This is a genomic window from Pediococcus damnosus, from assembly GCF_001611155.1.
Classification (GTDB): domain Bacteria; phylum Bacillota; class Bacilli; order Lactobacillales; family Lactobacillaceae; genus Pediococcus; species Pediococcus damnosus.
Genome location: NZ_CP012294.1, coordinates 724,569 through 748,165, shown reverse-complemented (window position 1 = coordinate 748,165; position 23,597 = coordinate 724,569). Strand labels below are relative to the sequence as shown.

Annotated in this window: 21 protein-coding genes and 1 tRNA gene; 20 read left to right on the top strand and 2 right to left on the bottom strand. The window is 38.5% G+C overall.

Features of this window, described 5'->3' with window-relative positions; all coding sequences use genetic code 11:
* From pstC to whiA, 19 genes are all read left to right on the top strand, one after another.
* Complete coding sequence (pstC, locus tag ADU73_RS03615) at window positions 1-924, top strand: phosphate ABC transporter permease subunit PstC (RefSeq protein WP_062913185.1); 924 nt, start codon at window positions 1-3, stop codon at window positions 922-924.
* Window positions 921-1,808, top strand: a complete 888-nt coding sequence (gene pstA / locus ADU73_RS03610) for a phosphate ABC transporter permease PstA (RefSeq protein WP_046871903.1) — start codon at window positions 921-923, stop codon at window positions 1,806-1,808. The genes pstC and pstA overlap by 4 nt, the downstream gene beginning before the upstream one ends.
* Window positions 1,809-1,823: 15 nt before the next feature.
* Window positions 1,824-2,627 (top strand): phosphate ABC transporter ATP-binding protein PstB, encoded by an 804-nt coding sequence (pstB, locus tag ADU73_RS03605; protein WP_046871904.1) that lies wholly within the window; start codon window positions 1,824-1,826, stop codon window positions 2,625-2,627.
* Window positions 2,628-2,694: 67 nt separating this feature from the next.
* Window positions 2,695-3,450 carry a phosphate ABC transporter ATP-binding protein PstB gene (pstB, locus tag ADU73_RS03600; RefSeq protein WP_046871905.1) on the top strand — a complete coding sequence of 252 codons (756 nt, stop codon included), beginning with the start codon at window positions 2,695-2,697 and terminating at the stop codon, window positions 3,448-3,450.
* An 18-nt stretch (window positions 3,451-3,468) separates the two neighbouring features.
* Window positions 3,469-4,146: a phosphate signaling complex protein PhoU gene (gene phoU, locus ADU73_RS03595; protein ID WP_046871906.1), complete on the top strand. Its 678-nt coding sequence runs from the start codon at window positions 3,469-3,471 to the stop codon at window positions 4,144-4,146.
* Between the two features lie 246 nt (window positions 4,147-4,392).
* Window positions 4,393-4,734 carry a PspC domain-containing protein gene (locus tag ADU73_RS03590; RefSeq protein WP_056986246.1) on the top strand — a complete coding sequence of 114 codons (342 nt, stop codon included), beginning with the start codon at window positions 4,393-4,395 and terminating at the stop codon, window positions 4,732-4,734.
* 104 nt (window positions 4,735-4,838) lie between these two features.
* Window positions 4,839-5,201, top strand: coding sequence for a phage holin family protein (locus tag ADU73_RS03585; RefSeq protein ID WP_046871908.1), 363 nt, complete (start codon window positions 4,839-4,841; stop codon window positions 5,199-5,201).
* Window positions 5,202-5,231: 30 nt separating this feature from the next.
* Window positions 5,232-6,173 carry an HPr(Ser) kinase/phosphatase gene (gene hprK, locus ADU73_RS03580; RefSeq protein ID WP_046871909.1) on the top strand — a complete coding sequence of 314 codons (942 nt, stop codon included), beginning with the start codon at window positions 5,232-5,234 and terminating at the stop codon, window positions 6,171-6,173.
* Between the two features lie 15 nt (window positions 6,174-6,188).
* A complete protein-coding gene (gene lgt, locus ADU73_RS03575; protein WP_046871910.1) occupies window positions 6,189-7,031 on the top strand; it encodes a prolipoprotein diacylglyceryl transferase in 843 nt (280 codons plus the stop codon).
* A gap of 69 nt (window positions 7,032-7,100) precedes the next feature.
* Window positions 7,101-8,117, top strand: coding sequence for an NAD(P)H-dependent glycerol-3-phosphate dehydrogenase (locus ADU73_RS03570; protein ID WP_062913184.1), 1,017 nt, complete (start codon window positions 7,101-7,103; stop codon window positions 8,115-8,117).
* 56 nt (window positions 8,118-8,173) lie between these two features.
* Entirely contained in the window at window positions 8,174-9,082 is a 909-nt protein-coding gene (gene galU, locus ADU73_RS03565; protein WP_046871912.1) for a UTP--glucose-1-phosphate uridylyltransferase GalU, read from the top strand.
* A gap of 163 nt (window positions 9,083-9,245) precedes the next feature.
* Window positions 9,246-10,187: a thioredoxin-disulfide reductase gene (gene trxB / locus ADU73_RS03560; protein ID WP_046871913.1), complete on the top strand. Its 942-nt coding sequence runs from the start codon at window positions 9,246-9,248 to the stop codon at window positions 10,185-10,187.
* A gap of 224 nt (window positions 10,188-10,411) precedes the next feature.
* Window positions 10,412-12,139, top strand: coding sequence for a phospho-sugar mutase (locus ADU73_RS03555; RefSeq protein WP_046871914.1), 1,728 nt, complete (start codon window positions 10,412-10,414; stop codon window positions 12,137-12,139).
* 24 nt (window positions 12,140-12,163) lie between these two features.
* Window positions 12,164-12,793 carry a YfbR-like 5'-deoxynucleotidase gene (locus ADU73_RS03550; RefSeq protein ID WP_046871915.1) on the top strand — a complete coding sequence of 210 codons (630 nt, stop codon included), beginning with the start codon at window positions 12,164-12,166 and terminating at the stop codon, window positions 12,791-12,793.
* 197 nt (window positions 12,794-12,990) lie between these two features.
* Window positions 12,991-14,994 (top strand): excinuclease ABC subunit UvrB, encoded by a 2,004-nt coding sequence (gene uvrB / locus ADU73_RS03545; protein ID WP_046871916.1) that lies wholly within the window; start codon window positions 12,991-12,993, stop codon window positions 14,992-14,994.
* An 11-nt stretch (window positions 14,995-15,005) separates the two neighbouring features.
* Window positions 15,006-17,873 (top strand): excinuclease ABC subunit UvrA, encoded by a 2,868-nt coding sequence (gene uvrA, locus ADU73_RS03540; protein ID WP_046871917.1) that lies wholly within the window; start codon window positions 15,006-15,008, stop codon window positions 17,871-17,873.
* A 186-nt stretch (window positions 17,874-18,059) separates the two neighbouring features.
* Window positions 18,060-18,953 (top strand): RNase adapter RapZ, encoded by an 894-nt coding sequence (rapZ, locus tag ADU73_RS03535; protein ID WP_046871918.1) that lies wholly within the window; start codon window positions 18,060-18,062, stop codon window positions 18,951-18,953.
* Window positions 18,950-19,960, top strand: coding sequence for a gluconeogenesis factor YvcK family protein (locus ADU73_RS03530; protein ID WP_046871919.1), 1,011 nt, complete (start codon window positions 18,950-18,952; stop codon window positions 19,958-19,960). Before rapZ ends, ADU73_RS03530 begins: the two co-directional genes overlap by 4 nt.
* A 37-nt stretch (window positions 19,961-19,997) precedes the next feature.
* A complete protein-coding gene (whiA, locus tag ADU73_RS03525) occupies window positions 19,998-20,927 on the top strand; it encodes a DNA-binding protein WhiA (RefSeq protein ID WP_046871920.1) in 930 nt (309 codons plus the stop codon).
* Window positions 20,928-20,988: 61 nt separating this feature from the next.
* Here the strand turns inward: whiA and ADU73_RS03520 are convergent, their stop codons facing one another.
* Window positions 20,989-21,585, bottom strand: coding sequence for an ATP-dependent Clp protease proteolytic subunit (locus ADU73_RS03520; protein WP_046871572.1), 597 nt, complete (start codon window positions 21,583-21,585; stop codon window positions 20,989-20,991).
* Window positions 21,586-22,026: 441 nt separating this feature from the next.
* A tRNA-Arg gene (locus ADU73_RS03515) sits at window positions 22,027-22,098 on the bottom strand.
* 66 nt (window positions 22,099-22,164) lie between these two features.
* Here ADU73_RS03515 and rpoN point away from each other — a divergent pair.
* Window positions 22,165-23,499 carry an RNA polymerase factor sigma-54 gene (gene rpoN / locus ADU73_RS03510; protein WP_062913183.1) on the top strand — a complete coding sequence of 445 codons (1,335 nt, stop codon included), beginning with the start codon at window positions 22,165-22,167 and terminating at the stop codon, window positions 23,497-23,499.
* Window positions 23,500-23,597 lie beyond the last annotated feature (98 nt).

Here is a 23,597-nt window from a genome sequence, read left to right as displayed (position 1 = left end):
TTGGAAGATATTAAACGGCAGTTGACACATTCTTCTAAAGCAACTAAGCAAGATCGTTATGGCAAAGCAATTGCTTTCTTTTGTACATTTTTAATTGGTTTGTTAGTGGTATCAATCTTGTACTTAGTAGCTTCGCGGGGGTTAGCAACTTTCTTCAAGGATCACGTGTCCGTCTGGGATTTTTTGACGAAGCAAAATTGGAATCCTAGCCAAGTTGATAAGAATGGCTCACCATTGGTTGGTGCCCTTCCCATGATTGTTGGTTCGTTTTCTGTAACAATTTTTTCGGCTGTTTTGGCAACACCATTTGCGATTGCAATGGCGCTATTTATGACAGAAATTGAACCTCGCCGAGGAACTAAATTTCTTCAGCCAGTTATTGAATTATTAGTCGGAATTCCTTCAGTTGTCTATGGTTTTGTGGGACTCACAATTGTGGTGCCAGTAGTTAGAACGGTATTCGGTGGAACTGGTTTTGGAATCCTTTCAGGAACATTGGTTTTATTCGTGATGGTCCTTCCAACAATTACGTCAATGTATGTGGACAGTTTACGAGCAGTTCCCCGTTTTTACCGTGAGGCTTCATTGGCATTGGGGGCAACTCGCTGGCAAACAATTTACAAAGTTGTTTTACGGGCATCGATACCAGGCTTATTAACGGCGATTATCTTCGGGATGGCACGAGCTTTTGGAGAGGCTCTTGCCGTTCAAATGGTTATTGGAAACGCGTCATTACTGCCACACAATCTTATTTCACCGGCCTCTACATTAACAAGTGTACTGACAACGGGAATGGAAAATACAGTTATGGGTACGTTACCAAACAATGCGCTTTGGTCGCTAGCTCTCATTCTGTTATTGATGTCGCTATGCTTTAATTTGATTGTTCGTTACATTGGGAAGAAAGGGAGGATGGCCAAATGAATGCTAAAAAAATTGATAAATTGGCCACCGCAATTATTGGTTTCTTAGTTGGTGTGGTTGTCTTAATCTTGGTCGCCCTAATTGGGTATATCTTGGTTACTGGCCTGCCACATGTGTCATGGCATTTTTTGACATCACCTTCACAATCTTTTTTAAAGGGCGGTGGGATTGGTGATCAGCTATTTAATTCATTATATTTGTTGGTATTAACCCTTTTGATTTCTTTTCCAATTGCACTTGGCGCCGGGATCTATTTATTTGAATATGCACCACAAAATTGGGTGACAAGTACCATTCGGGTTGCTATTGAAGTTTTAAGCTCGTTACCTTCCGTAGTTGTGGGACTTTTTGGTTTCTTATTGTTTGTGATTGAGTTTAAACTAGGATTTTCAATCTTATCAGGTGCGATTGCATTAACTTTCTTCAATCTTCCGTTGTTAACGAGAAGTGTGGAAAACTCATTAGCATCTGTACCAAAATTACAAAGGGAAGCTGGACTGGCGTTAGGATTCTCCAGATGGCAAACGGTATTGGGAGTTATTTTTCCGGAAGCATTACCCGGAATATTAACGGCCATTATTTTAAGCGCTGGCCGAATTTTCGGAGAAGCAGCTGCATTAATTTATACAGCTGGACAAAGTGCTCCAATTTTAAACTTTTCCAACTGGAACCCGTTGAGTCCAACAAGTCCTTTAAATCCCATGCGGCCGGCCGAAACTTTAGCAGTCCATATTTGGAAGATTAATTCTGAAGGAATCATGCCAGATGCCAGTGCCGTTTCCGCAGGTGCATCCGCAGTCTTAATTTTGGCAGTCCTGATTTTTAATTTTTCTGCTCGCTGGTTAGGCAATCGGATTTATCGGAAAGTGACGGCATCAAAATAAAATGAGGTGTTTCAGATGAAAACTTATTCACTAACAGACAACTATGTGCATAAATTTGATCCAACAAAAACAGAAATTGGATTATCAACAGAAAATCTTCAGGTATTTTATGGCGATAATCATGCGATTTTTGATGGTACGTTACAATTTCGGAAGAATGCAATTACCGCAATGATTGGTGCATCTGGATCCGGAAAGTCTACCTTTTTACGATGCTTGAATCGAATGAACGATGACATTGCAACTGTGCAAGGGAAAATTATGTATCAAGATATCGATATCAATACACCAGAAATTAATGTTTATGAAATGCGTAAGCACGTCGGAATGGTTTTCCAAAGACCCAATCCGTTTGCCAAGTCGATTTTTAAAAACATTTCATATCCGCTTCGAAAATCTGGCATCAAAAATAAGCAGGATATTGCTCAGCGGGTTGAAAAAAGTTTGCGACAAGCGGCACTCTGGGATGAAGTGAAGGATGATTTGAATCGGAGTGCCTTGGATCTTTCCGGTGGTCAGCAGCAACGACTTTGTATTGCCCGTACCTTAGCCATGAACCCAGATGTCTTGCTATTAGACGAGCCTGCCAGTGCGTTAGATCCAATTTCAACTGGAAAATTAGAGCAGGCACTTCAAGAGTTACAAAAAAACTATACCATCATTATGGTGACTCACAGCATGCAACAAGCTTCCCGGATTAGTGACTATACGGCGTTCTTTCACATGGGTCACATTTTGGAGTTTGATCGAACGGAACGGATTTTTACGAGACCACGAATTCAAGCTACGGAAGATTATATTTCGGGAAATTTTGGATGAAGTAGTTTTGAAGATGTTTTGGGGGAAAAAGAGTGTTTTATAAAGTCCCTGCAAAGGAGAGAAAAGCATGGTAAATGTAATTACCACACATAATGTTCGTTTATATTATGGTGACAAAGAAGCATTACACGGCATCGATCTGGATTTTCCAAAACAAAAAATTACGGCATTAATTGGGCCTTCAGGAAGTGGAAAATCTACCTTTTTACGTTGCTTGAACCGCATGAATGACCTGACTCCGGGAGTGACGATTACGGGGAGCTTTAAACTGGATGGCAAAGATATCTATAGTCCGAAAACGGATGTGGTTGAGTTACGGAAAAAAGTAGGGATGGTATTTCAACAACCCAATCCATTTCCCTTTTCAGTTTTTGAAAATGTCGCCTTTGGCTTAAGGCTAGCTGGAATTCGAGATCGAAAACTAATTCAAGAAAGAGTCGAAACAAGTTTAAAACAGGCGGCTGTTTGGGACGAAGTGAAAGATAAATTGAATGATAATGCGTTGTCCTTTTCGGGTGGTCAACAGCAACGAATCTGTATTGCCAGGGTTTTAGCAGTGCAGCCGGAAATCATTTTGATGGATGAACCTACAAGCGCTTTGGATCCAGTTTCAGCAGGGAAGATTGAAGATTTGTTGCTTGATATTCAGGATAAATTTACCATTGCAATTGTCACACATAATATGCAACAGGCATCGCGAATATCAGATCGAACTGCGTTTTTCTTGGATGGTAAACTGGTTGAAACGGGTTTAACAAAGCAATTATTTATTGCACCGAAGCAAGAATCTACGAGTGACTATCTCAACGGAAAATTTGGATAATACAAGGAGGCTATTCATATGCGCGGAATTTTTGAAGATGAATTAAAAAAATTACATGGAAAATTCACGGAAATGGGTATTAATGTAAGTGAGGCCATTTATCGAGCTTCAAAATCATTTATCGATCATGACAAGGCTCTTGCCCAGCAAGTTATTGAACATGATGAACAAATTAATGAAGAAGAAGTTGATTTGGAAGATCAAGCTTTGATGCTAATTGCACTCCAACAACCAGTAGCAACAGATTTCCGAAGAATTATCATTGTATTGAAGGCTAGTTCTGAGTTGGAACGAATTGGTGATCATGCAGTTGGAATTGCTAAGGAATCTATTGAGCTAAAGGGGGAGCATCGGGTTAAATCAATTGAAACCGAGATTGCAGAAATGACTAATACTGTACGTTCAATGTTGGAAGAAGTATTGGATGCATATGTAAAAGAGGATGCAACTAAAGCAAAAAGAATTGCTAAGGACAATCAAAAGGTGGATGACGAATACGCGAGAGTTCGCGAGAAAACGGTGCAATCCATGAAAGAGGATGCCAAAGTAATTACTGGCAGCACAAGCTATTTAATGGTTGCTAGTTATTTAGAACGAATTGGAGATCACGTTGGTAATATTGCAGAGTGGGTTGTTTACAACAAAACAGGACATATCACGGAATTAACAACAGACCAGCATCCGGAAGTAAAATAATTTAATGAAACATAGCTTGATGGAGGCGAATTTAAGAATCTATCAAGTTTTTTAGTTTTTATAGCATATGTGTAAAAGTCTGTGTATAATTTCAATTAAGCAGATTGTAGCGTTTTAGTCTCTTAATGTGGTTAGCAGGTATATAATAGAAGAGGACTTGCCAATTAATATGTAGAGGTTAAGTTTGCCAATTAAGCTTCATAAGCAGTAGAATATAACTAATTAATAACATGAGGTGAATAAGTCATGAAATCAAATTCAAAACGAAAATTTACAAAATCTAATAGTCGCATGATATCCGGTGTTTTAGGTGGGATTGCTGATTATTTTTCTATTGATGCTTCAATTGTACGGCTTGTGTTCGTACTAATTACGATGGTTACCCATTTTATTCCCGGGGTCATTATTTATGCGCTTCTTGCATGGTTAATGCCTGAAAGCCAGGAGCAACGGCCAAGTGGATTTACAGAAAACTTCTTTTCAGGTTTTGGCCAGACCCAGCCAGGGGCACAATCTAAGCCTCGAAAACGAAAAGTTATCAAAAATGTGCAAGAAGAAGACGATCCATCAACTAAGCATCGGGATTAATGAGAGCGGTTTAAAGGCGAGTTGTGTAGCTATGATGCATTATGTAGCAAAGCAAAAAATCGCCTTTTTGGTGCATAACACATTTAGAGGAGGTAGTTTTTAAAATGAGGTTTTGGCAAAGAGTACTAGTTGATGCAATTTTATTTATTGCATTGGCAGGATTTTATCGAAACAGTGGTAGTTTTGTAGTCTCCAATGTCTGGGTAGCGCTTGGAGCTAGCTTAGTTTTGGCATTTTTAAATGCTTCGATAAAACCTTTTCTACAGCTTATATCTTTACCGATTACGATCTTAACACTGGGACTATTTAGCATTGTAATCAATGCGTTAATCTTGCAACTAACTTCAGTGTTGGTTGGCCCCGCTAATTTCTATTTTTCATCGTTCGGGATGACTATGTGGATTGCAATACTAATGTCTATTTTAAATGCGATTATTTCAAATTACTTTATTAGAAGTGCTAAATAACTTTTTATAAAATGATAGGGGGCAATGCTTTTGGCAGATAGCGTAAAGGTTTCAGAGCTTGTGAAATCGATCCGACTTGATGTTTATTCAGGTAAAGAGTTTTTAGATAAAAAAGATATTGTTGTAAGTGATATCTCGCGTCCCGGTTTGGAACTAACCGGGTATTTTAATTTTTATCCTCATGAACGGGTGCAACTATTTGGTCGAACTGAAATTTCATATGCAAAAGGTAGCATGACGAGTGATGAGCGCCTTGATATCTATCAACGAATGGCGCATGAAGATACGCCAGCGTTCGTGATTTCCCGAGGCCTACCAATTCCACAGGAACTAACAGTGGCGGCGAAAGCAAAAAATATTCCAGTTCTGGGTTCCGCTTTGCCAACTTCACGATTGTTGAGTAATATGACCAACTTTCTTGAGGGAAAGTTAGCTGAACGTCAGTCTGTCCACGGTGAACTTGTGGATATATATGGACTTGGAGTATTGATTACTGGAGATTCTGGTGTTGGTAAGAGTGAAACGGCGCTTGAATTGGTTAAAAGGGGGCATCGGTTGATTGCAGATGATCGTGTTGACGTTTATCAGCAAGATGAACAAACCTTGGTTGGTGAATCACCAAAGATCTTACGGCATTTGTTAGAGATTCGTGGAGTTGGTATTATTGATGTCATGAATCTGTTTGGTGCTGGTGCAGTTAGAACGGAAACGGATATTAATCTGATTGTGCATCTTGAAAACTGGAGCGATGATAAAAAGTTTGATCGGCTTGGAAATGGGCAGGAAACACGTAAATTCTTCGATGTTGAAATTCCTAGAATTACTATCCCCGTCCGTACTGGTCGAAATTTAGCGGTTATTATTGAGTCAGCTGCGATGAACTTCAGAGCTAAAAATATGGGATACGATGCAACCAAAGTCTTTGATGAAAACTTAAATGAGCTCATTAAAGATAATTCAAAAAAGAATTAAGCAGGAGATGGCGGTGTGAATTTATTAGTAGGCGCTTTGAACCCAATTGCATTAAAATTGGGACCAATTGAAGTTCACTGGTACGGAATTATAATTGCCAGTGCCGTTGTACTTGCTACTTTTTTAGCTGTACAGGAAGGCAATAAACGGCGAATTGATTCGGATGATATTTATGATATGATTTTGTGGGCCTTACCCTTTGCGTTAATATTTGCACGGGCCTATTATGTGATTTTTGAGTGGTCATATTATTCCAAACATTTAGATCAGATTATTGCCATTTGGGATGGTGGAATTGCGATATACGGATCCTTAATTGGTGCTGGATTGGTCGTTTTCTTCTTCTGTCGAGCAAAATGGATCCCCGTTTGGTTGATGCTAGATGTGGCAGGTCCAGTTGTTTTAATGGCGCAAGGAATTGGTCGTTGGGGTAATTTCATGAACCAAGAAGCGTTTGGAAGAATAACTTCGCTTCAATTTTTACAAAATTTACATATTCCTAATTTTATCGTGCAACAAATGTTTATTGATGGTGCTTATCGGCAACCGACGTTCTTGTATGAGTCAATTTGGGACATTCTCGGATTTATCTTGCTTATAAGCTTCCGGCATCGTAAGGGGCTCTTCAAACAAGGAGAGGTTTTCTTAAGTTATGTCATATGGTACTCATTCGGTCGTTTCTTCATCGAAGGTATGCGAACGGATAGTTTGATGATTGGCAATTTCATTCGGGTGTCACAACTCTTATCAGCTATTTTGTTTTTCGGCGGGATTGTGCTTTGGGCAGTTAGACGAAAAAGAATGCCAGATAACCCTTGGTATTTGGATGGAAACGAATTAAATCCTCAGAAAAGTTGAGTAATATCTGAGAATGTTGGATAATAGAAAAGTAAACTAAGAAATGATTAATTATAAGGAGTTATATTAATGTCTGAGAAAATTGCGGTATTAGGTGCTGGTTCATGGGGTAGTATTTTGGCCAATTTGTTAACAGAGAACGGAAATGACGTTCGAGTTTGGTCAAACGCATCCGACCAAGTTAAAGAATTAAACGAGAAGCACACTAATGAACATTATGTTCCGGGATTTAAATATTCGGATAAGTTAGTTGCTTATGATGATCTTGAAGCAGCTCTTGACGGCGTTGCCGTAGTATTATTTGTAGTTCCAACCAAGGTTATGCGTTTGGTTGCCAATGAAATGGTTGAGGTTTTGGAAAAAAATGGTAACAAACCAATTATTGTGCATGCAAGTAAAGGCCTCGAACAGGGGACACACAAACGTCTTTCTCAAGTTTTGGAAGAAGAAATTCCAGAACGTAATCGCAAAGCAATCGTTGTGCTTTCAGGACCAAGTCATGCTGAAGAGGTAGCTAAAAAGGATATCACTTTGGTTACTGCAGCTAGTTCAAATGAAGATGCTGCCAAAAAAGTTCAAAATTTGTTTATGAATAAATATTTCCGAGTTTACACAAATGATGATGTGATTGGTGTTGAAACTGGCGCAGCACTTAAAAATATAATTGCAATCGGAGCTGGAGCTTTACACGGATTAGGTTATGGTGATGATGCAAAAGCAGCCCTTATGACCCGTGGATTGGCTGAAATTAGTCGTCTTGGTGTCGCAATGGGTGCAAAGCCATTAACATTCATCGGTTTATCCGGTGTGGGTGATTTGATTGTTACAGCTACAAGTGTCCATTCACGGAACTGGCGTGCAGGCAATGAACTTGGTCAAGGAATGCCTTTAAAAGAGGTTATTGATACAATGGGAATGGTTATTGAAGGAATTCCTTCAACCCAAGCTGCATACGAGTTAGCTGTCCAAAACCACATTGATATGCCAATTACGAACGCAATTTATGATGTTTTGTATAACGGAAAAGAAGTTAAAACAGCGATTGATGAATTAATGGATCGTGAAGGAAAACCAGAAATGGAGTAAGACAACTTTTACAGAACATCTAGTTAAAAGGCTTTTAAATAAAAGGAGATTTACTTATGTCAGAAAGAGTTAGAAAAGCTATTATTCCCGCAGCCGGATTAGGAACAAGATTTTTGCCAGCAACAAAGGCTTCACCAAAAGAAATGTTACCGATTGTTGATAAACCAACGATTCAATTCATTGTTGAAGAAGCCAAAAAAGCAGGAATTGAAGATATTCTAATTGTAACCGGAAAGGGCAAGCGCGCTATTGAAGATCATTTTGATTCTGTGCCTGAATTGGAAAATAACTTAAAAGCTAAACATAAAGACAATCTTTTAAAATTGGTTGAAGAAACAACGGATATTAATCTATACTTCATTCGTCAATCACATCCCCGTGGTTTAGGTGATGCTGTGTTGATGGCTAAGGATTTCGTGGGTGATGAACCCTTTGTAGTTATGCTTGGTGATGACTTAATGGAAGACAAAATTCCATTGACCAAACAATTGATGAATTCTTATGATGAAACCCATGCATCAACTTTGGCGGTTATGCAGGTTCCCCATAAGGAAGTTTCAAAGTACGGGGTAATTAAACCTCAGGCCAAGATTAAATCTGACTTATTTAATGTTGAAAGCTTTGTTGAAAAGCCAAGTCCAGAAGAAGCACCTAGTGACTATGCCATCATTGGTCGTTACTTATTAACACCAGAAATATTTGATGTTTTAGCACATCAAAAACCTGGTAAGGGTAATGAGGTTCAGTTGACGGATGCAATTAATGAACTCAATAAAACTCAACGTGTGTTTGCCCATGTCTTTACTGGAAAACGATACGATGTTGGAAATAAGTTTGGGTTCTTAAAAACTAACATTCAATATGGCTTGAAACATCCAGAAGTTCGTGATGAACTTCGAGCATATATTAAGCAATTGGGTGCAGAATTAACTGAAGAAGATAAAGCAACAAAAAAATCTAAATAAAAAAACAAAAAAGTAATTCAAACTGGCAATTATCAGAAAATTCTGATGTTGCCAGTTTGCTTATGCTGTAGATATATAACTAACTTTTTGTAAGCAAATCGCTAGACTTTCAGAAAATAAAATAGTATATTGTGTTAAAACGTGAAAGAGAAGGTGCAAGCATTTGGCAAAAGAGTATGATGTCATTATTATTGGAGCAGGACCAGCGGGGATGACAACCGCGCTTTATGCTTCACGAGCCAATTTATCTGTCTTAATGTTAGACCGTGGCATTTATGGTGGGCAGATGAATAATACGGCAGCAATTGAAAACTATACGGGTTTTAAATCAATTTTGGGACCTGATTTAGCGAAAGATATGTATGATAGTTCAATTCAGTTTGGTGCCGAATATGCTTATGGCAGTGTTCAAAGTATTGAGGACCATGGTGATTTAAAAACAGTCAAAACAGATACCGATGAATTTTCGGGCAAAGCAATTGTGATTGGAACTGGATCTGAATATAAAAAATTAGGAGTTCCCGGTGAAGATACTTATAGTGGCCGCGGCGTTTCATACTGTGCAGTCTGTGATGGTGCGTTCTTTAAAGGTATGCATCTGATTGTTGTTGGTGGTGGTGATTCCGCAATTGAAGAGGGAATTTATCTCACTCAATTGGCTTCAAAAGTAACCGTTATTCATCGTCGAAATGAATTACGTGCTCAAAAGATTACACAAGAACGCGCATTTGCTAATCCTAAAATGGAGTTTGTCTGGGACAGCAATGTAACCGAAGTAGTGGGCGATGATCAAAAAGTAACCGGTGTGAAGGTTAATAATAACAAAACCGGTGAGGATAGTTTTATTGAGGCTTCTGGCGTGTTTATTTATGTCGGCAATCACGCAATGACGGATAATCTACACAACTTACCAATTCTTGATGAAAATGGTTGGATTCCAACTGATGATCACATGCGTACCAAAGTACCAGGAATTTTTGCAGTTGGTGATGTGCGTCAAAAAGACTTACGTCAAATTGCAACAGCAGTTGGCGAGGGTGGCATTGCAGGACAGGAAGTATTCTCTTATATCCAGGATTTAAAGGCTAAAGCAACAGCTAAATAGAAAAATGAATTAGGTTATTAATTTTTAATTTTAAGATGAGTTTCGGGAAATGATTTTTCCTGAGGCTTTTTTTTGGCTCTTACAGAGGTAATCACAACTTACTAAAATTGGGTGGGAACCTTAAGATTAGTCTATACCAAAGCAAACGCTTCAATTTTCAATCGTAAATGTTGTATACTAAAGCTGTAAAACAAAAAATATGCCAAATAGTTGGGGGTAACGACTTGAGTTGGAAAGAGACCTATCAGTCATGGTTGAAGCGTGACGATTTAGAACCAGGATTGAAAGAAGAGTTAAATGATTTAGAAGGACAGGATTCAAAACTAGAAGAAGCTTTTTATGCACCAATGGAGTTTGGAACGGCCGGAATGCGTGGGGTTATGGGACCTGGAATTAATCGCATGAATATTTACACGGTGCGCCAAGCTACTGAGGGGCTCGCAAACTTTATGGATGAGTTGGATACTAAAACGAAAAAACGAGGAGTTGCAATTAGTTTTGATTCCCGTTATCACTCAAAAGAATTTGCTCATGAAGCTGCGCATGTTCTAGGAGCTCATCATATTCCTAGTTTTGTGTTTGATGATATGCGTCCAACGCCTGAACTTTCTTATACGGTTCGTCATCTGAAAACTTACGCTGGAATTATGATTACAGCTAGCCATAATCCTAAACAATATAATGGTTACAAGATATATGGACCTGACGGTGGTCAAATGCCACCTAAAGAATCTGATAAAATTACAGAATACATCCGAAAAGTGACCGATATATTTGATGTTCCGGTAGCTAAGGAACATGAATTACGGCAAAACGGGATGGAAACCTTAATTGGTGAAGGTGTCGATCAGGCCTACCTTAATGAAGTCAAACAAATTACGATTAATCCAGATTTAATCAGCGAGTATGGAGCTGACATGAAACTAATTTATACTCCTTTGCACGGAACAGGAAAAGTTTTGGGAAACCGCGCACTGCAAAATGCCGGGTTTAGTGATTTTACAATTGTGCCAGAACAAGCTATTGCTGATCCTGAATTTATTACGACGCCTTTTCCTAACCCAGAGTTTGCGCAAACGTTTGATCTTGCAATTAAACTTGGAAAAAAGCAGAAAGCTGATTTGTTGGTAGCTACGGATCCTGATGCCGATCGGTTGGGTGCCGCAGTTCGTCAACCTGATGGTGAATATCAGTTACTTACAGGGAATCAAATGGCAGCTTTAATGTTGAACTATATTTTAACAGCCCGCCAAGAAAACGGGACCTTACCTGACAATGCGGTTGCCGTAAAATCAATTGTTTCCAGTGAATTGGCAACTAAAATTGCTGAAGCCCACGGCGTTGAAATGGTGAACGTTTTAACCGGATTTAAATTTATTGCCGATCAAATTCAGAGTTATGAGACAACTAAGGCCCATACCTTTGTGTTCGGATTTGAAGAGAGCTATGGCTATTTAATCAAGCCGTTTGTTCGCGATAAGGATGCTATTCAAGGAATTGTCATGTTGGCAGAGATTGCGGCTTATTATCGTAAACAGGGAGAAACGCTGTATGATGGCTTGCAGGATCTGTTTAAAACTTATGGGTATTATGCTGAAAAAACCATTTCTAAAGATTTCCCTGGGGTTGATGGTAAAGCTCAGATGAGTGCCTTAATGACAAAATTCCGAGAAGAAAAGCCAGCTAAATTTGCGGATCAACCAGTTGTTGCGTTAGAAGATTTTGAAAAGCAGTTAACAACTTATTCAGATGGAACAAGTAAAAAGATTGCATTACCAACTTCAAATGTGCTTAAATACCAACTTAAGGATGGCACATGGATTGCGATTCGACCATCTGGAACTGAACCAAAAATTAAATTCTATATTGGGACATCAGCAGACAGTAATAAAGCAGCTCAACAAAAAGTTGCTGATTTTGAAAAGGCAATTGATCATTTCATAGAGGCTTAAAACAGACTAATTGGGGGATTGCACATGGGAATTCATCAGTATATCAAAAGTTTAAGTAGTTTAGAGACATTGGTCCGGGCCCCTGGTATTTTTAAATATCAGAAACACTCTGTAGCTGAGCATTCTTTTAAGGTTGCTCAAATTGCGCAATTTCTTGGAGATGTTGAAGAAAACAGTGGGCAAACAATTAATTGGCAATCACTTTATGAAAAAGCTCTAAATCACGATTATAATGAGCGTTTTATTGGTGATATTAAAACGCCGGTGAAATATGCGACACCTAAATTACGGGCAATGTTGGCTGATGTGGAGGATTCTCTTTCAGAAAGCTTTGTAAATACTGAAATTCCGAGTGAGTTTCGAACTGCCTATCGCCGCCGTCTATCTGAAGGAAAAGATTCAACTTTAGAAGGTAAAATTTTGTCGGTAGCAGATAAAATTGATTTGTTGTACGAATCATTTGGAGAAATTCAAAAGGGAAATCCCGAATTAACTTACGAAGAAATTTACAAAGAAAGTCTAACAACAATTGTAAAATTTAAATCCATGGCTTCTGTCCAATACTTTTTAAATGAGGTTTTACCAGATTTACTTCGAGAAAAGTTTTCGGATCAAGAAAAGTTAGAAGAAATTACTCAACATATTGTTGGCTAAGGGTAACTATAAAAGTGGATATTTGGCCTGAATGTTTTTTTAAAATGTTGAATAGAAATCAGTTATTGTTTGAGTTGATTTTTGATTAAACAGGTTTATAGCGAAAGTATGTTCGGTATGTTAAAATTAAAGACACTGTTGTAAAGGAAGGCAATAGCTTTCCTTTTTTTGTGTGAACGAAATGGAGGCTTTCGCAAATGATTGATCGAGTTGATAATAATAAATTTGATTTGGTGTCAGACTATAAACCCACGGGTGATCAGCCTAAGGCCATTAAAGAATTAGTTTCCGGAGTTGATGCTGGTGAAAAAGCCCAAATTTTATTGGGGGCTACTGGAACAGGAAAAACATTTACAATTTCAAATGTCATTCAACAGGTCAACAAACCCACGTTAATTTTGTCGCATAATAAAACCTTAGCAGGGCAACTTTATGGTGAATTTAAACAATTTTTCCCTAACAATGCAGTTGAGTATTTTGTTAGTTACTATGATTATTATCAACCCGAAGCCTATGTGCCATCCAGTGACACGTATATTGAAAAGGATTCTTCCATTAATGACGAAATTGATAAGCTACGCCATTCTGCCACGAGTTCTTTATTGGAACGAAATGATGTGATTGTAGTTGCTTCAGTTTCGAGTATTTTTGGTTTAGGAAACCCAACTGAGTATAAAAATCATACAGTATCTTTGCGGGTCGGACAACAGATTGAACGTAATGATTTATTACGAAAATTAGTAGATATCCAGTTTGAACGCAATGATATTGACTTTCAACGGGGTCGTTTTCGTGTGCATGGGGATGTTGTAGAAATTTTTCCAGCTTCACATGATGAAAAAGCTTTGAGGATTGAATTCTTTGGTGATGAAATTGATCGGATTCGTGAAGTGGATGCGTTAACTGGCGAGGTTGTTGGTGATCGTGAGCATGTTGCTATCTTTCCTGCAACGCATTTTATGACGAATGAAGATCAAATGGAAGTTGCCATTAAGGGAATTGAAGCCGAATTAACGGATCGATTAAAAGTTTTAGAAGGCGAAGGAAAATTGTTGGAGGCACAACGTTTGAAACAACGGACAACCTACGATGTGGAAATGCTTCGCGAAATGGGTTATACAAGTGGTGTTGAAAATTATTCCCGATTTATGGATGGGCGTAAACCTGGGGAGCCACCATACACTTTGCTAGATTTCTTTCCCAAGGATTTTCTCATGGTTGTGGATGAATCACATGTGACCATGCCCCAAGTTAGTGGTATGTACAAAGGTGATCGTTCGCGAAAACAACAATTGATTGATTATGGATTTCGTTTGCCCAGTGCTTTAGATAATCGTCCGTTAACATTACAAGAATTTGAAAAGCATATTAATCAAATTATTTACATGTCTGCAACGCCAGGGCCTTACGAACAGGCGCAGACCAATAATGTGGTTGAACAAATCATTCGGCCAACGGGGCTGCTAGATCCTAAAATTGAAGTGCGACCAATTATGGGCCAAATGGATGATTTAGTTGGTGAAATTAATAAACGGTCCGAACGCAATGAACGGGTGTTTGTCACAACTTTGACCAAAAAAATGGCCGAAGATTTAACGGATTATTTAAAAGAATTAGGTATTAAAGTTGCTTATTTGCATAGTGATATTAAGACGCTTGAACGAACCAGAATTCTTCGTGATTTACGAACCGGAAAATATGATGTGTTAGTCGGAATTAATCTTCTCCGTGAAGGGATTGATGTTCCGGAAGTTTCCCTGGTGGCAATTTTGGATGCCGATAAGGAAGGATTCTTGCGGAATACCAGATCGCTTATTCAAGTTTCTGGTCGGGCAGCTCGTAATGAGCATGGTCAGGTAATTATGTATGCCGATAAGATGACGGATTCAATGCAGGCTACGATTGATGAAACAAATAGACGCCGTAAAATTCAAGAAGCGTACAATACAAAGCATCATATTACGCCACATACAATTAAAAAATCGATTCGTGATTTAATTGCCCCAACTAAAGAAACTACTGATACGGGTAAAAAAGACGATTTCTTGGAAACTGATTTTGATGACATGTCAACTGCAGACCAGAAAAAGATGATTAACAATTTAACTGAACAAATGCGATCTGCAGCTAAAAAATTAGACTTCGAACAAGCGGCAACATTACGTGATACAATAATGGAATTAAAGACCGAAATGGGCTAGGGGGAACGAATTTGGCAAATGATAAAATTGTCATCCATGGCGCGCGTGCACACAATTTAAAGAATATTAATGTAACGATTCCAAAGAATAAAATGGTTGTGATCACTGGTTTATCTGGTTCTGGTAAAAGTTCATTAGCCTTTGACACCCTATATGCTGAAGGACAGCGTCGGTACGTTGAAAGTTTGTCGGCGTATGCACGACAGTTTTTGGGTCAAATGGATAAACCTGATGTTGATTCAATTGACGGCTTAAGTCCGGCAATTTCAATTGATCAAAAAACAACTTCAAAAAATCCCCGTTCTACGGTTGGAACCGTGACAGAAATAAATGATTACTTGCGACTTTTGTGGGCGCGAGTAGGACATCCAATTTGTCCAAACGATGGGACGCCAATTACGAGCCAATCTGTTGAGCAGATGGTTAATCAGGTATTGGCATTGCCAGAGCGGACCAAATTGCAAATTATGTCGCCAATTGTGCGTCAAAAAAAAGGGCAACACAAAAAGATTTTTGAAAAAATAAAGCGTGAAGGCTTTGTTCGTGTACGAGTTGATGGTGAGATTCATGATATTGAAGAAGAGCTTGATTTAAATAAGAACAAAATGCATACCATTGAAATTGTGATCGACAGAATTGTGGTTAAAGAAGGAATTCGATCACGTTTATTTGATTCATTTGAAGCTGCACTACGATTAAGTGGTGGGTATGCAATGGCTGACATTATTGATGGAGAGCCCATTTTATTTTCTGAACATTATGCATGCCCAGTTTGTGGGTTCACAGTTGGTGAATTAGAGCCACGATTGTTTTCGTTTAATGCGCCATTTGGAGCTTGTCCGGATTGTGACGGGTTAGGAGTTAAGCTTGAGGTTGATTTGGATTTAGTTGTGCCGGATCCAAGCAAGACTTTACGAGAAGGAGCATTGGCGCCATGGAATCCAATTAGTTCTCAGTACTATCCGAGCTTGTTGGAACAGGCCTGTGATGCATTCAAAATTGATATGGATACGCCATTTGAAAAATTGAGTAAGGATCAGCAAGACTTTGTCCTTTATGGATCAAAAGGTAAAAAATTCCATTTTCATTATGAAAGTGATTTTGGTGGTGTTCGGGATGTCGACGCGGCTTTTGAAGGTGTAATTAATAATGTGGATCGCCGCTATCGCGAGACTAACAGTGATTTTACCCGGGATGTCATGCGTGGTTATATGCGTGAACTGACTTGCCAAACCTGCCATGGGTATCGGTTAAATCGCAAAGCCTTAAGTGTTAAAGTTATGGGTAAACATATCGGAGAAGTATCGGAATTGCCTATTAATGATGCAATGGATTTCTTTAATCATGTTGAATTATCTGAGCAAGAAACAACCATCGCAAAACCAATTTTGAAGGAAATCCGAGATCGTTTGACCTTTCTTAAAAACGTGGGTCTAGAGTACTTAACTTTAAGTCGTTCCTCACGAACCCTATCGGGGGGAGAAGCTCAACGAATTCGATTAGCTACGCAGATTGGTTCTAATTTATCTGGCGTTTTGTATATTCTTGATGAGCCTTCAATTGGGCTTCATCAGCGAGACAATGATCGATTAATTGGATCTTTAAAAAAGATGCGTGATCTTGGGAACACCTTAATTATTGTTGAGCATGATGAAGATACGATGCGAGCCGCCGACTATTTGATTGATGTTGGGCCAGGGGCTGGTGCCAACGGTGGTGAGATTATGGCTGCCGGGACGCCAGCAGAAGTTGAAAAAGTGCCCACGTCATTAACTGGGCAATATTTAGCTGGTAAAAAGTTTGTACCGGTTCCCTTAAAACGTCGTAAAGGTAATGGTAAAAAAATTACGATTAAAGGTGCAGCTGAGAATAATTTAAAGAATATTAACGTTGATTTTCCACTTGGCAAATTTATTGCCGTGACTGGCGTGTCTGGTTCGGGTAAGTCGACACTTATTAATACGATTTTAAAACGGGCGTTGGCTCAGAAACTTAACCATAATTCCGAGAAACCTGGGAAATATCGATCAATCTCTGGCGTAAAGAATATTGAAAAAATTATTAATATTGATCAAAGTCCAATTGGGAGAACGCCACGAAGTAATCCCGCAACTTATACCAGTGTCTTTGATGACATTCGTGGCTTATTTGCACAAACAAATGAAGCCAAATTGCGTGGATATAAAAAAGGGCGATTTAGTTTCAATGTTAAGGGTGGTCGTTGTGAAGCATGCAAGGGCGATGGAATTCTTAAAATTGAAATGAACTTTTTACCGGACGTTTATGTGCCTTGTGAAGTTTGCAAAGGAAAAAGATATAACTCAGAAACACTTGAAGTGAAATACAAAGGTAAAAGCATTGCGGATGTCTTAGAAATGACCGTGGAAGAAGCTTTAGATTTCTTTGAAGCAATTCCTAAAATTCGACGAAAACTCCAAACGATTGTCGACGTTGGTCTTGGGTACGTACAAATGGGACAATCGGCAACCACGTTATCTGGTGGTGAAGCTCAGCGCATGAAGTTGGCTGCTGAATTGCATAAACAGTCTGCTGGCAAGAGCTTTTATATTCTGGATGAACCTACGACTGGGTTACACACGGATGATATCAAGCGATTGTTGCAAGTTTTGCAGCGACTTGTTGATAAAGGCAATACTGTTTTAGTTATTGAACACAACTTAGATGTGATTAAAACGGCCGATTATTTAATTGATCTTGGTCCAGAAGGCGGTGCTGGGGGTGGCTCAATTGTTGCAACTGGAACACCAGAACATGTGGCTGAGGTTAAAGAAAGTTATACAGGTCAATACCTAAAACCGGTATTAGAACGTGATAAGAAAAGAACTACAGAGGTTTCAGCAACTGAGAAAAAAATATAGTTTATTATTGAAAAAGTCGAAACACCGAGATTAGGTGCTTCGACTTTTTTTGTGTGAGGAGAGCCATTTTTATTTGGCTGATCGCGATTTTGTTTGAAATTGGCTATGGCTAACAAAAAAAGCGGCTGGTTTAAAAAGGCACACCCGGTGTGTTATACTTAGTTATCATGAACGGGGGATATTGAAATGGCAGATGAAAAAATGCAACTAGTCATTATAACCGGAATGAGTGGTGCTGGTAAAACAGTTGCTATGCAAAGCTTTGAAGATCTTGGCTTTTTTTGTGTAGATAATATGCCACCAGCGCTTTTACCTAAATTTTGGGAGTTAGTGAAAGAATCAGGGAAAATCAGTAAGGTGGCGTTAGTTGTCGACTTGCGATCACGTGCATTTTATGACCAAATTTTGCACATGCTTACAGATGAAGAATCAGAGACAGCTGCAATTGACTCACAAATTTTGTTTCTGGACACCTCGGATAAAGAGTTAATCTCACGATATAAGGAAACCCGTCGTTCACATCCATTAGCAATGGAAGGGCGCGTGGTTGATGGGGTCCGCAAAGAACGGGAATTATTAGCGCCAATTCGTACGAATGCCGAATATGTCATTGATACAACGACCATGACACCACGTGAATTGCGAGAGCAAATTTTTGAAAGCTTTGGGACTGATGGGGCAACCGGTAAATTTCATATCGAAGTTGTTTCCTTTGGATTTAAATATGGACTGCCAATTGATGCCGATATTGTCATGGATGTCCGGTTTTTACCCAATCCATATTATGTACCCGAATTAAAAAATAAGTCTGGCTTAGACGACGCGGTATACAAATACGTTATGGATCAGCCAGTTACTGAAAAATTCTATAAACATTTTATTTCATTATTAAAATATGTAATGCCAGGTTATCAAAAAGAGGGTAAATCAACAGTGACGATTGCGATCGGTTGTACAGGTGGGCAACATCGTTCGGTAGCCATTGCAAAGCGTGTTGCTGAGGACCTAGATAAAGACTATACAGTTCATATTCAACATCGTGACATGAACAAACGGAAGGAAACTGTGAATCGATCATGACAAAGAAATATTCAGCGAAAAATCGCCCTAAGTTTGTGGTAATTGGTGGTGGAACTGGGTTACCAGTTATTTTAAAAAGTCTAAAAAAACAGAATGCTGATATCACAGCGATTGTGACAGTTGCCGATGATGGCGGTTCTTCAGGTATTATTCGAAATTATGTTAACGTTGTGCCGCCTGGTGACATTCGTAATGTCCTTGTAGCACTTTCTGATTTACCTAAACTAGAACTGGATATTTTTCAGTATCGTTTTAAGAGCAATGATAGTTTTCTTTCTGGACATGCAATTGGTAATTTAATTATTGCTGCTTTGTCTGAAATGAAATCAGGAATTTTTGCTGCTGTTCAAGAGCTTTCTGAAATGATGAAAATTGATGGGCATGTTTATCCAGCTTCTGATGAACCACTTGTGTTACACGCCGAGTTTACTGATGGTGCTCAACTGGCCGGCGAGTCAGAGATTACTGCGGCTCATAAAACGATAAAGCGCGTTTGGGTAGAGCCAACTTCTTGGAATGCAAACGAAAAACCACATGCAGTTCAAGAGGCCATTGATGCCATTTTGGCTGCTGATGAAATTGTTCTGGGGCCAGGAAGCTTGTTTACAAGCATTTTACCTAATTTAATGATTTCTAATATTGGTGATGCTGTTTTAAAAACAAAGGCAGAAGTCGTTTATATTTGTAATATTATGACTCAAAAAGGCGAAACGGATAACTTTACTGATTCAGATCATGTGCGAGTTCTTAATGACCATTTAGGCCAAAACTTCGTTGATACTGTTTTGGTGAATAATGCTAAGGTACCAGATAATTATATGGACTATGAACGATATGATGAATATTCTACTCAGGTTCAACCTGATTTTCAGGGGTTAAGAGCTCAGAACTGTCGGGTAGTTTCTGATGATTTTCTTTGTTTAAGAGATCATGGGGCCTTTCATGATGGTGATCGGGTTGCTGAAGAATTGTTTAATGTGGCTGGAAGCCCCAAAACATGTGACTAGCCAATAATTAGAATAAGTATAGAAGGAAGGGATTTTCGTGTCTTATGCAAGTGAAGTAAAAAAAGAGCTAACCGGGATAAAAGTTCATCCCAAAAACGCTAAAGCTGAATTAATGGCTCTTATTCGAATGAATGGATCAATTAATTTAGTGCATCATCAGTTGGTTTTAAGTGTGCAGACCGAAAATCCTGCCATTGCGCGGCGAATTTATACTTTATTAAAAGATTTTTATTCTGTCGAAGGTGAACTGATTGTTCGTCGTAAAATGAAATTGAAGAAAAATAACTTGTATATTGTGCGATTGATGACCAATGCCCAAGCTATTTTGGAAGACTTATCGATTTTAACAGATGATTTTCAAATTAACGAAAAGGTACCAGATGGGCTGTTAACAAGTGAGGGTGAAGTTCGTTCTTACTTACGAGGGGCATTTTTAGCTGGAGGCTCAGTTAACAATCCCGAAACCAGTCGCTATCATCTAGAAATTTATTCTTTGTATGAAACACATAACGCAATGCTTACGGAATGGATGAATCGTTATAATTTGAATGCCCGCTCAACGGAACGCCGCAGTGGATATATCGTTTATCTAAAAGAAGCAGAACGAATTGCCGATTTCTTATCTTTAATTGGAGCGACAAACTCCATGCTAAAATTTGAGGATGTGCGTATCCTGCGTGATATGCGAAATTCTGTTAATCGCTTGGTAAATTGCGAGAATGCCAATTTGACGAAAGTAGCCGATGCTTCAAGTAAACAAATTAATAATATTAAATATATTGATGAAACGGTGGGAATTGGAAAACTGCCACCAAAATTGCAAGAAGTGGCACGAGTGAGGCTGGATAATCAGGAAGTTAGTTTGAAAGAATTGGGTGAACTAATTCCCAGTGGGGTTATTTCCAAGTCGGGAATAAACCATCGATTACGAAAATTAAATGAGTATGCAGATAAACTACGAGCTTAAGCTTGTGGATATAAAAAAAGGACAACGAGTTTAAACTCGTTGTCCTTTTTTGTAGCTAAAGCTATTTCTTTAGATCGGCATTATTTTTCATAATTCCGTCAATCAAACCATAATCGACTGCTTCTTGAGCCGTTAAATAATGATCACGATCAGTATCGCGATTAATAACTTTTAATGGCTGACCAGAATTGTCAGATAAAATTTGGTTCAATTGTTTACGTGTCTTCAAAATTTCAGTTGCGACAATTTCAATTTCAGTTTGTTGACCTTGAGCACCACCAGATGGCTGATGAATGAGTACTTCTGAATGAGGTAAAGCAAAACGTTTGCCCTTTGTACCAGAAGAAGCCAAGACACTAGCCATAGATGCTGCCATTCCCATAACGATTGTTTGAACGTCAGATTTGATGAAGTTCATCGTATCGTAAATAGCAAGGCCGGCAGTTACAACACCACCAGGAGAATTAATGTAAAGATAGATATCTTTATCAGAATCCTGGGCGTCAAGAAATAAAAGCTGGGCAATAATTGAGTTAGCAACGTCATCATCGATGGCACCGGAAAGCATAATGATTCGATCCTTTAATAGACGGGAATAGATATCATAGGCACGTTCACCATGTGATGATTGTTCAATAACTGTTGGAACTAAGTTCATAACTTAGTAGCCTCCCTTTAAAATTAATTTTTATTTTATTAGTTCATCACTAATATAGTAATAGCTTAACTCCAAGGTCAAAAAAGGTCAAACAATTTTGCTTACGTTGAGAATTATCTTTTTATGAATTTGCGTAAGACCCTTTATAATTGGTTACGGAAGTGAATTGACAAGCAAATTTATAATACATCAAATGTACATGTGTTTGTAAAAAAGCAAAATAAAAAGACTGTAGTTAAGCAGTCTTGAAATTAGAATTTATAATCGGGATGGATCCAAAAATCAGCATCTATAAATTACAAATTGATTTGAATTGATATTGTTTGACATCTAATTGGTAGTGATTGATAATTAGAAGACTGTGAACGCCCTTTCAACAGGGCTGTGACAGCACTTATAGTAGCATTAAAACTATTACTAATAAATCAGGATACAAAAAAATGCGCCATGCGGGAATCGAACCCGCGTCTCAAGAACCGGAATCTCACGTGCGATCCACTACACTAACGGCGCAAACTACTTTTTAATTTTACTGTATTCGCTTTGAAAAAACAAGTTATTAAAAAAGAGGTGGTTAACTTGGCTCTGCAACAAGGTCTTCATCAACATCAAAAACAGGCACAACGTTTAGCAATGACGCAGACTTTGCAACAATCAATTCAAATTTTTCAATACAATGTTGAAGAATTACAAGATTTTTTAAATCAAAAGGCTCTGGAAAACCCATTGATTGACGTGTCAACTAGTCGCGAAGACTTACCAATTGATTCTCGGCCAAGAGCATCCACTCAATCCAGTGATGAAAATTATATGAATCAGATTCCAGATGATACGCATCAGTCCTTATTTGAATATCTTTTGGACCAGATTCATCTCACACTGCGGGACACTCCGTTACGTAATTTAGTTTTATTTTTACTGGAATATATTGATCAAGACGGTTATTTAGAAATATCAACTGAAGATGCGATGGAAAAAACAGGTAGCAATAAGGTGGACGTGATTGATGCGGTTACCTTAATTCAACAATTAGATCCGCCGGGCGTTGGAGCAAAGGATTTACAGGAAAGCTTGCTTCTTCAGGCTGAGGACGATGACTGGGCGCCTGAAAATGCAATTACCATTTTGAAAGATAATTTTAATGAATTAGCAAATAAAAAATGGACACTAATTGCTAAGCAGCAAGGGATGACTTTGGCTGAAATTCAAGATGCTTTCGACTATATCCGTACGCTAACACCCAACCCAGGGGCTCGTTTTAGTGATGAGGGACCTCAGTATATTTTTCCCGATTTAATTGTAGAAAATGATGCAGGAAAATTAACTGTTCGAATGTCGCGATCAGCTAAACCAAGCGTTCATTTTCAACAGCACTATTTTCAAAAAATGTTGCAACGTAAAGACGAAGAAGTAACACGATATGTTAAAGATAAAAAGAAAGAGTTCGATTGGATTTCTAGAAGCCTTGAACAAAGGGAAAGCACAATTTTGCGTGTTGGGAAAGTCTTAGTGGAACATCAACAGGATTTCTTTCTTGAAAAAACAAAAGAATTGCGACCATTCTTGTTACAAGATGTTGCACTAAAATTGGGCTTGCATGAATCAACGATTAGTCGTGCTGTCAATGGAAAGTATTTGCAAACGCGATTTGGCACTTTTGAACTGAAATCATTTTTTAGTAGTGCAGTTGCCAAAACAGACGCTTCACCAGAGGGATTATCGGTAGACACGGTAAAGCAACTTCTCCAAAAATTTATTCATGAAGAAGATAAACAAAAACCATTATCGGATGCAAAAATCGTTAAACAATTAGCAGCTCGAAAGATTGAAGTCTCACGAAGGACAGTTGCAAAATATCGCGAAAGTTTAAATATTCCGTCTTCTTCAGCTAGAAAGCGGTATGAAGCGAATTAACTATAGCTAGATGGAAACGTTTGATAATGTCTAGTGGTTTGAGTTGCATTGAAGGACAGCTCCTGATATAATTCAATATGTAAGCGAGTGGTATACAA

What these genes read in the sequence shown, in the direction of transcription:
- ADU73_RS03570 (WP_062913184.1), top strand. Translation starts at nt 7,101, where the DNA reads ATGTCTGAGAAAATTGCGGTATTAGGTGCTGGTTCATGGGGTAGTATT.
- ADU73_RS03530 (WP_046871919.1), top strand. Translation starts at nt 18,950, where the DNA reads ATGACAAAGAAATATTCAGCGAAAAATCGCCCTAAGTTTGTGGTAATT.
- pstB (WP_046871905.1), top strand. Translation starts at nt 2,695, where the DNA reads ATGGTAAATGTAATTACCACACATAATGTTCGTTTATATTATGGTGAC.
- uvrB (WP_046871916.1), top strand. Translation starts at nt 12,991, where the DNA reads ATGATTGATCGAGTTGATAATAATAAATTTGATTTGGTGTCAGACTAT.
- ADU73_RS03590 (WP_056986246.1), top strand. Translation starts at nt 4,393, where the DNA reads ATGAAATCAAATTCAAAACGAAAATTTACAAAATCTAATAGTCGCATG.
- galU (WP_046871912.1), top strand. Translation starts at nt 8,174, where the DNA reads ATGTCAGAAAGAGTTAGAAAAGCTATTATTCCCGCAGCCGGATTAGGA.
- ADU73_RS03550 (WP_046871915.1), top strand. Translation starts at nt 12,164, where the DNA reads ATGGGAATTCATCAGTATATCAAAAGTTTAAGTAGTTTAGAGACATTG.
- phoU (WP_046871906.1), top strand. Translation starts at nt 3,469, where the DNA reads ATGCGCGGAATTTTTGAAGATGAATTAAAAAAATTACATGGAAAATTC.
- pstB (WP_046871904.1), top strand. Translation starts at nt 1,824, where the DNA reads ATGAAAACTTATTCACTAACAGACAACTATGTGCATAAATTTGATCCA.
- ADU73_RS03520 (WP_046871572.1), bottom strand. Translation starts at nt 21,585, where the DNA reads ATGAACTTAGTTCCAACAGTTATTGAACAATCATCACATGGTGAACGT.
- rapZ (WP_046871918.1), top strand. Translation starts at nt 18,060, where the DNA reads ATGGCAGATGAAAAAATGCAACTAGTCATTATAACCGGAATGAGTGGT.
- ADU73_RS03585 (WP_046871908.1), top strand. Translation starts at nt 4,839, where the DNA reads ATGAGGTTTTGGCAAAGAGTACTAGTTGATGCAATTTTATTTATTGCA.
- pstA (WP_046871903.1), top strand. Translation starts at nt 921, where the DNA reads ATGAATGCTAAAAAAATTGATAAATTGGCCACCGCAATTATTGGTTTC.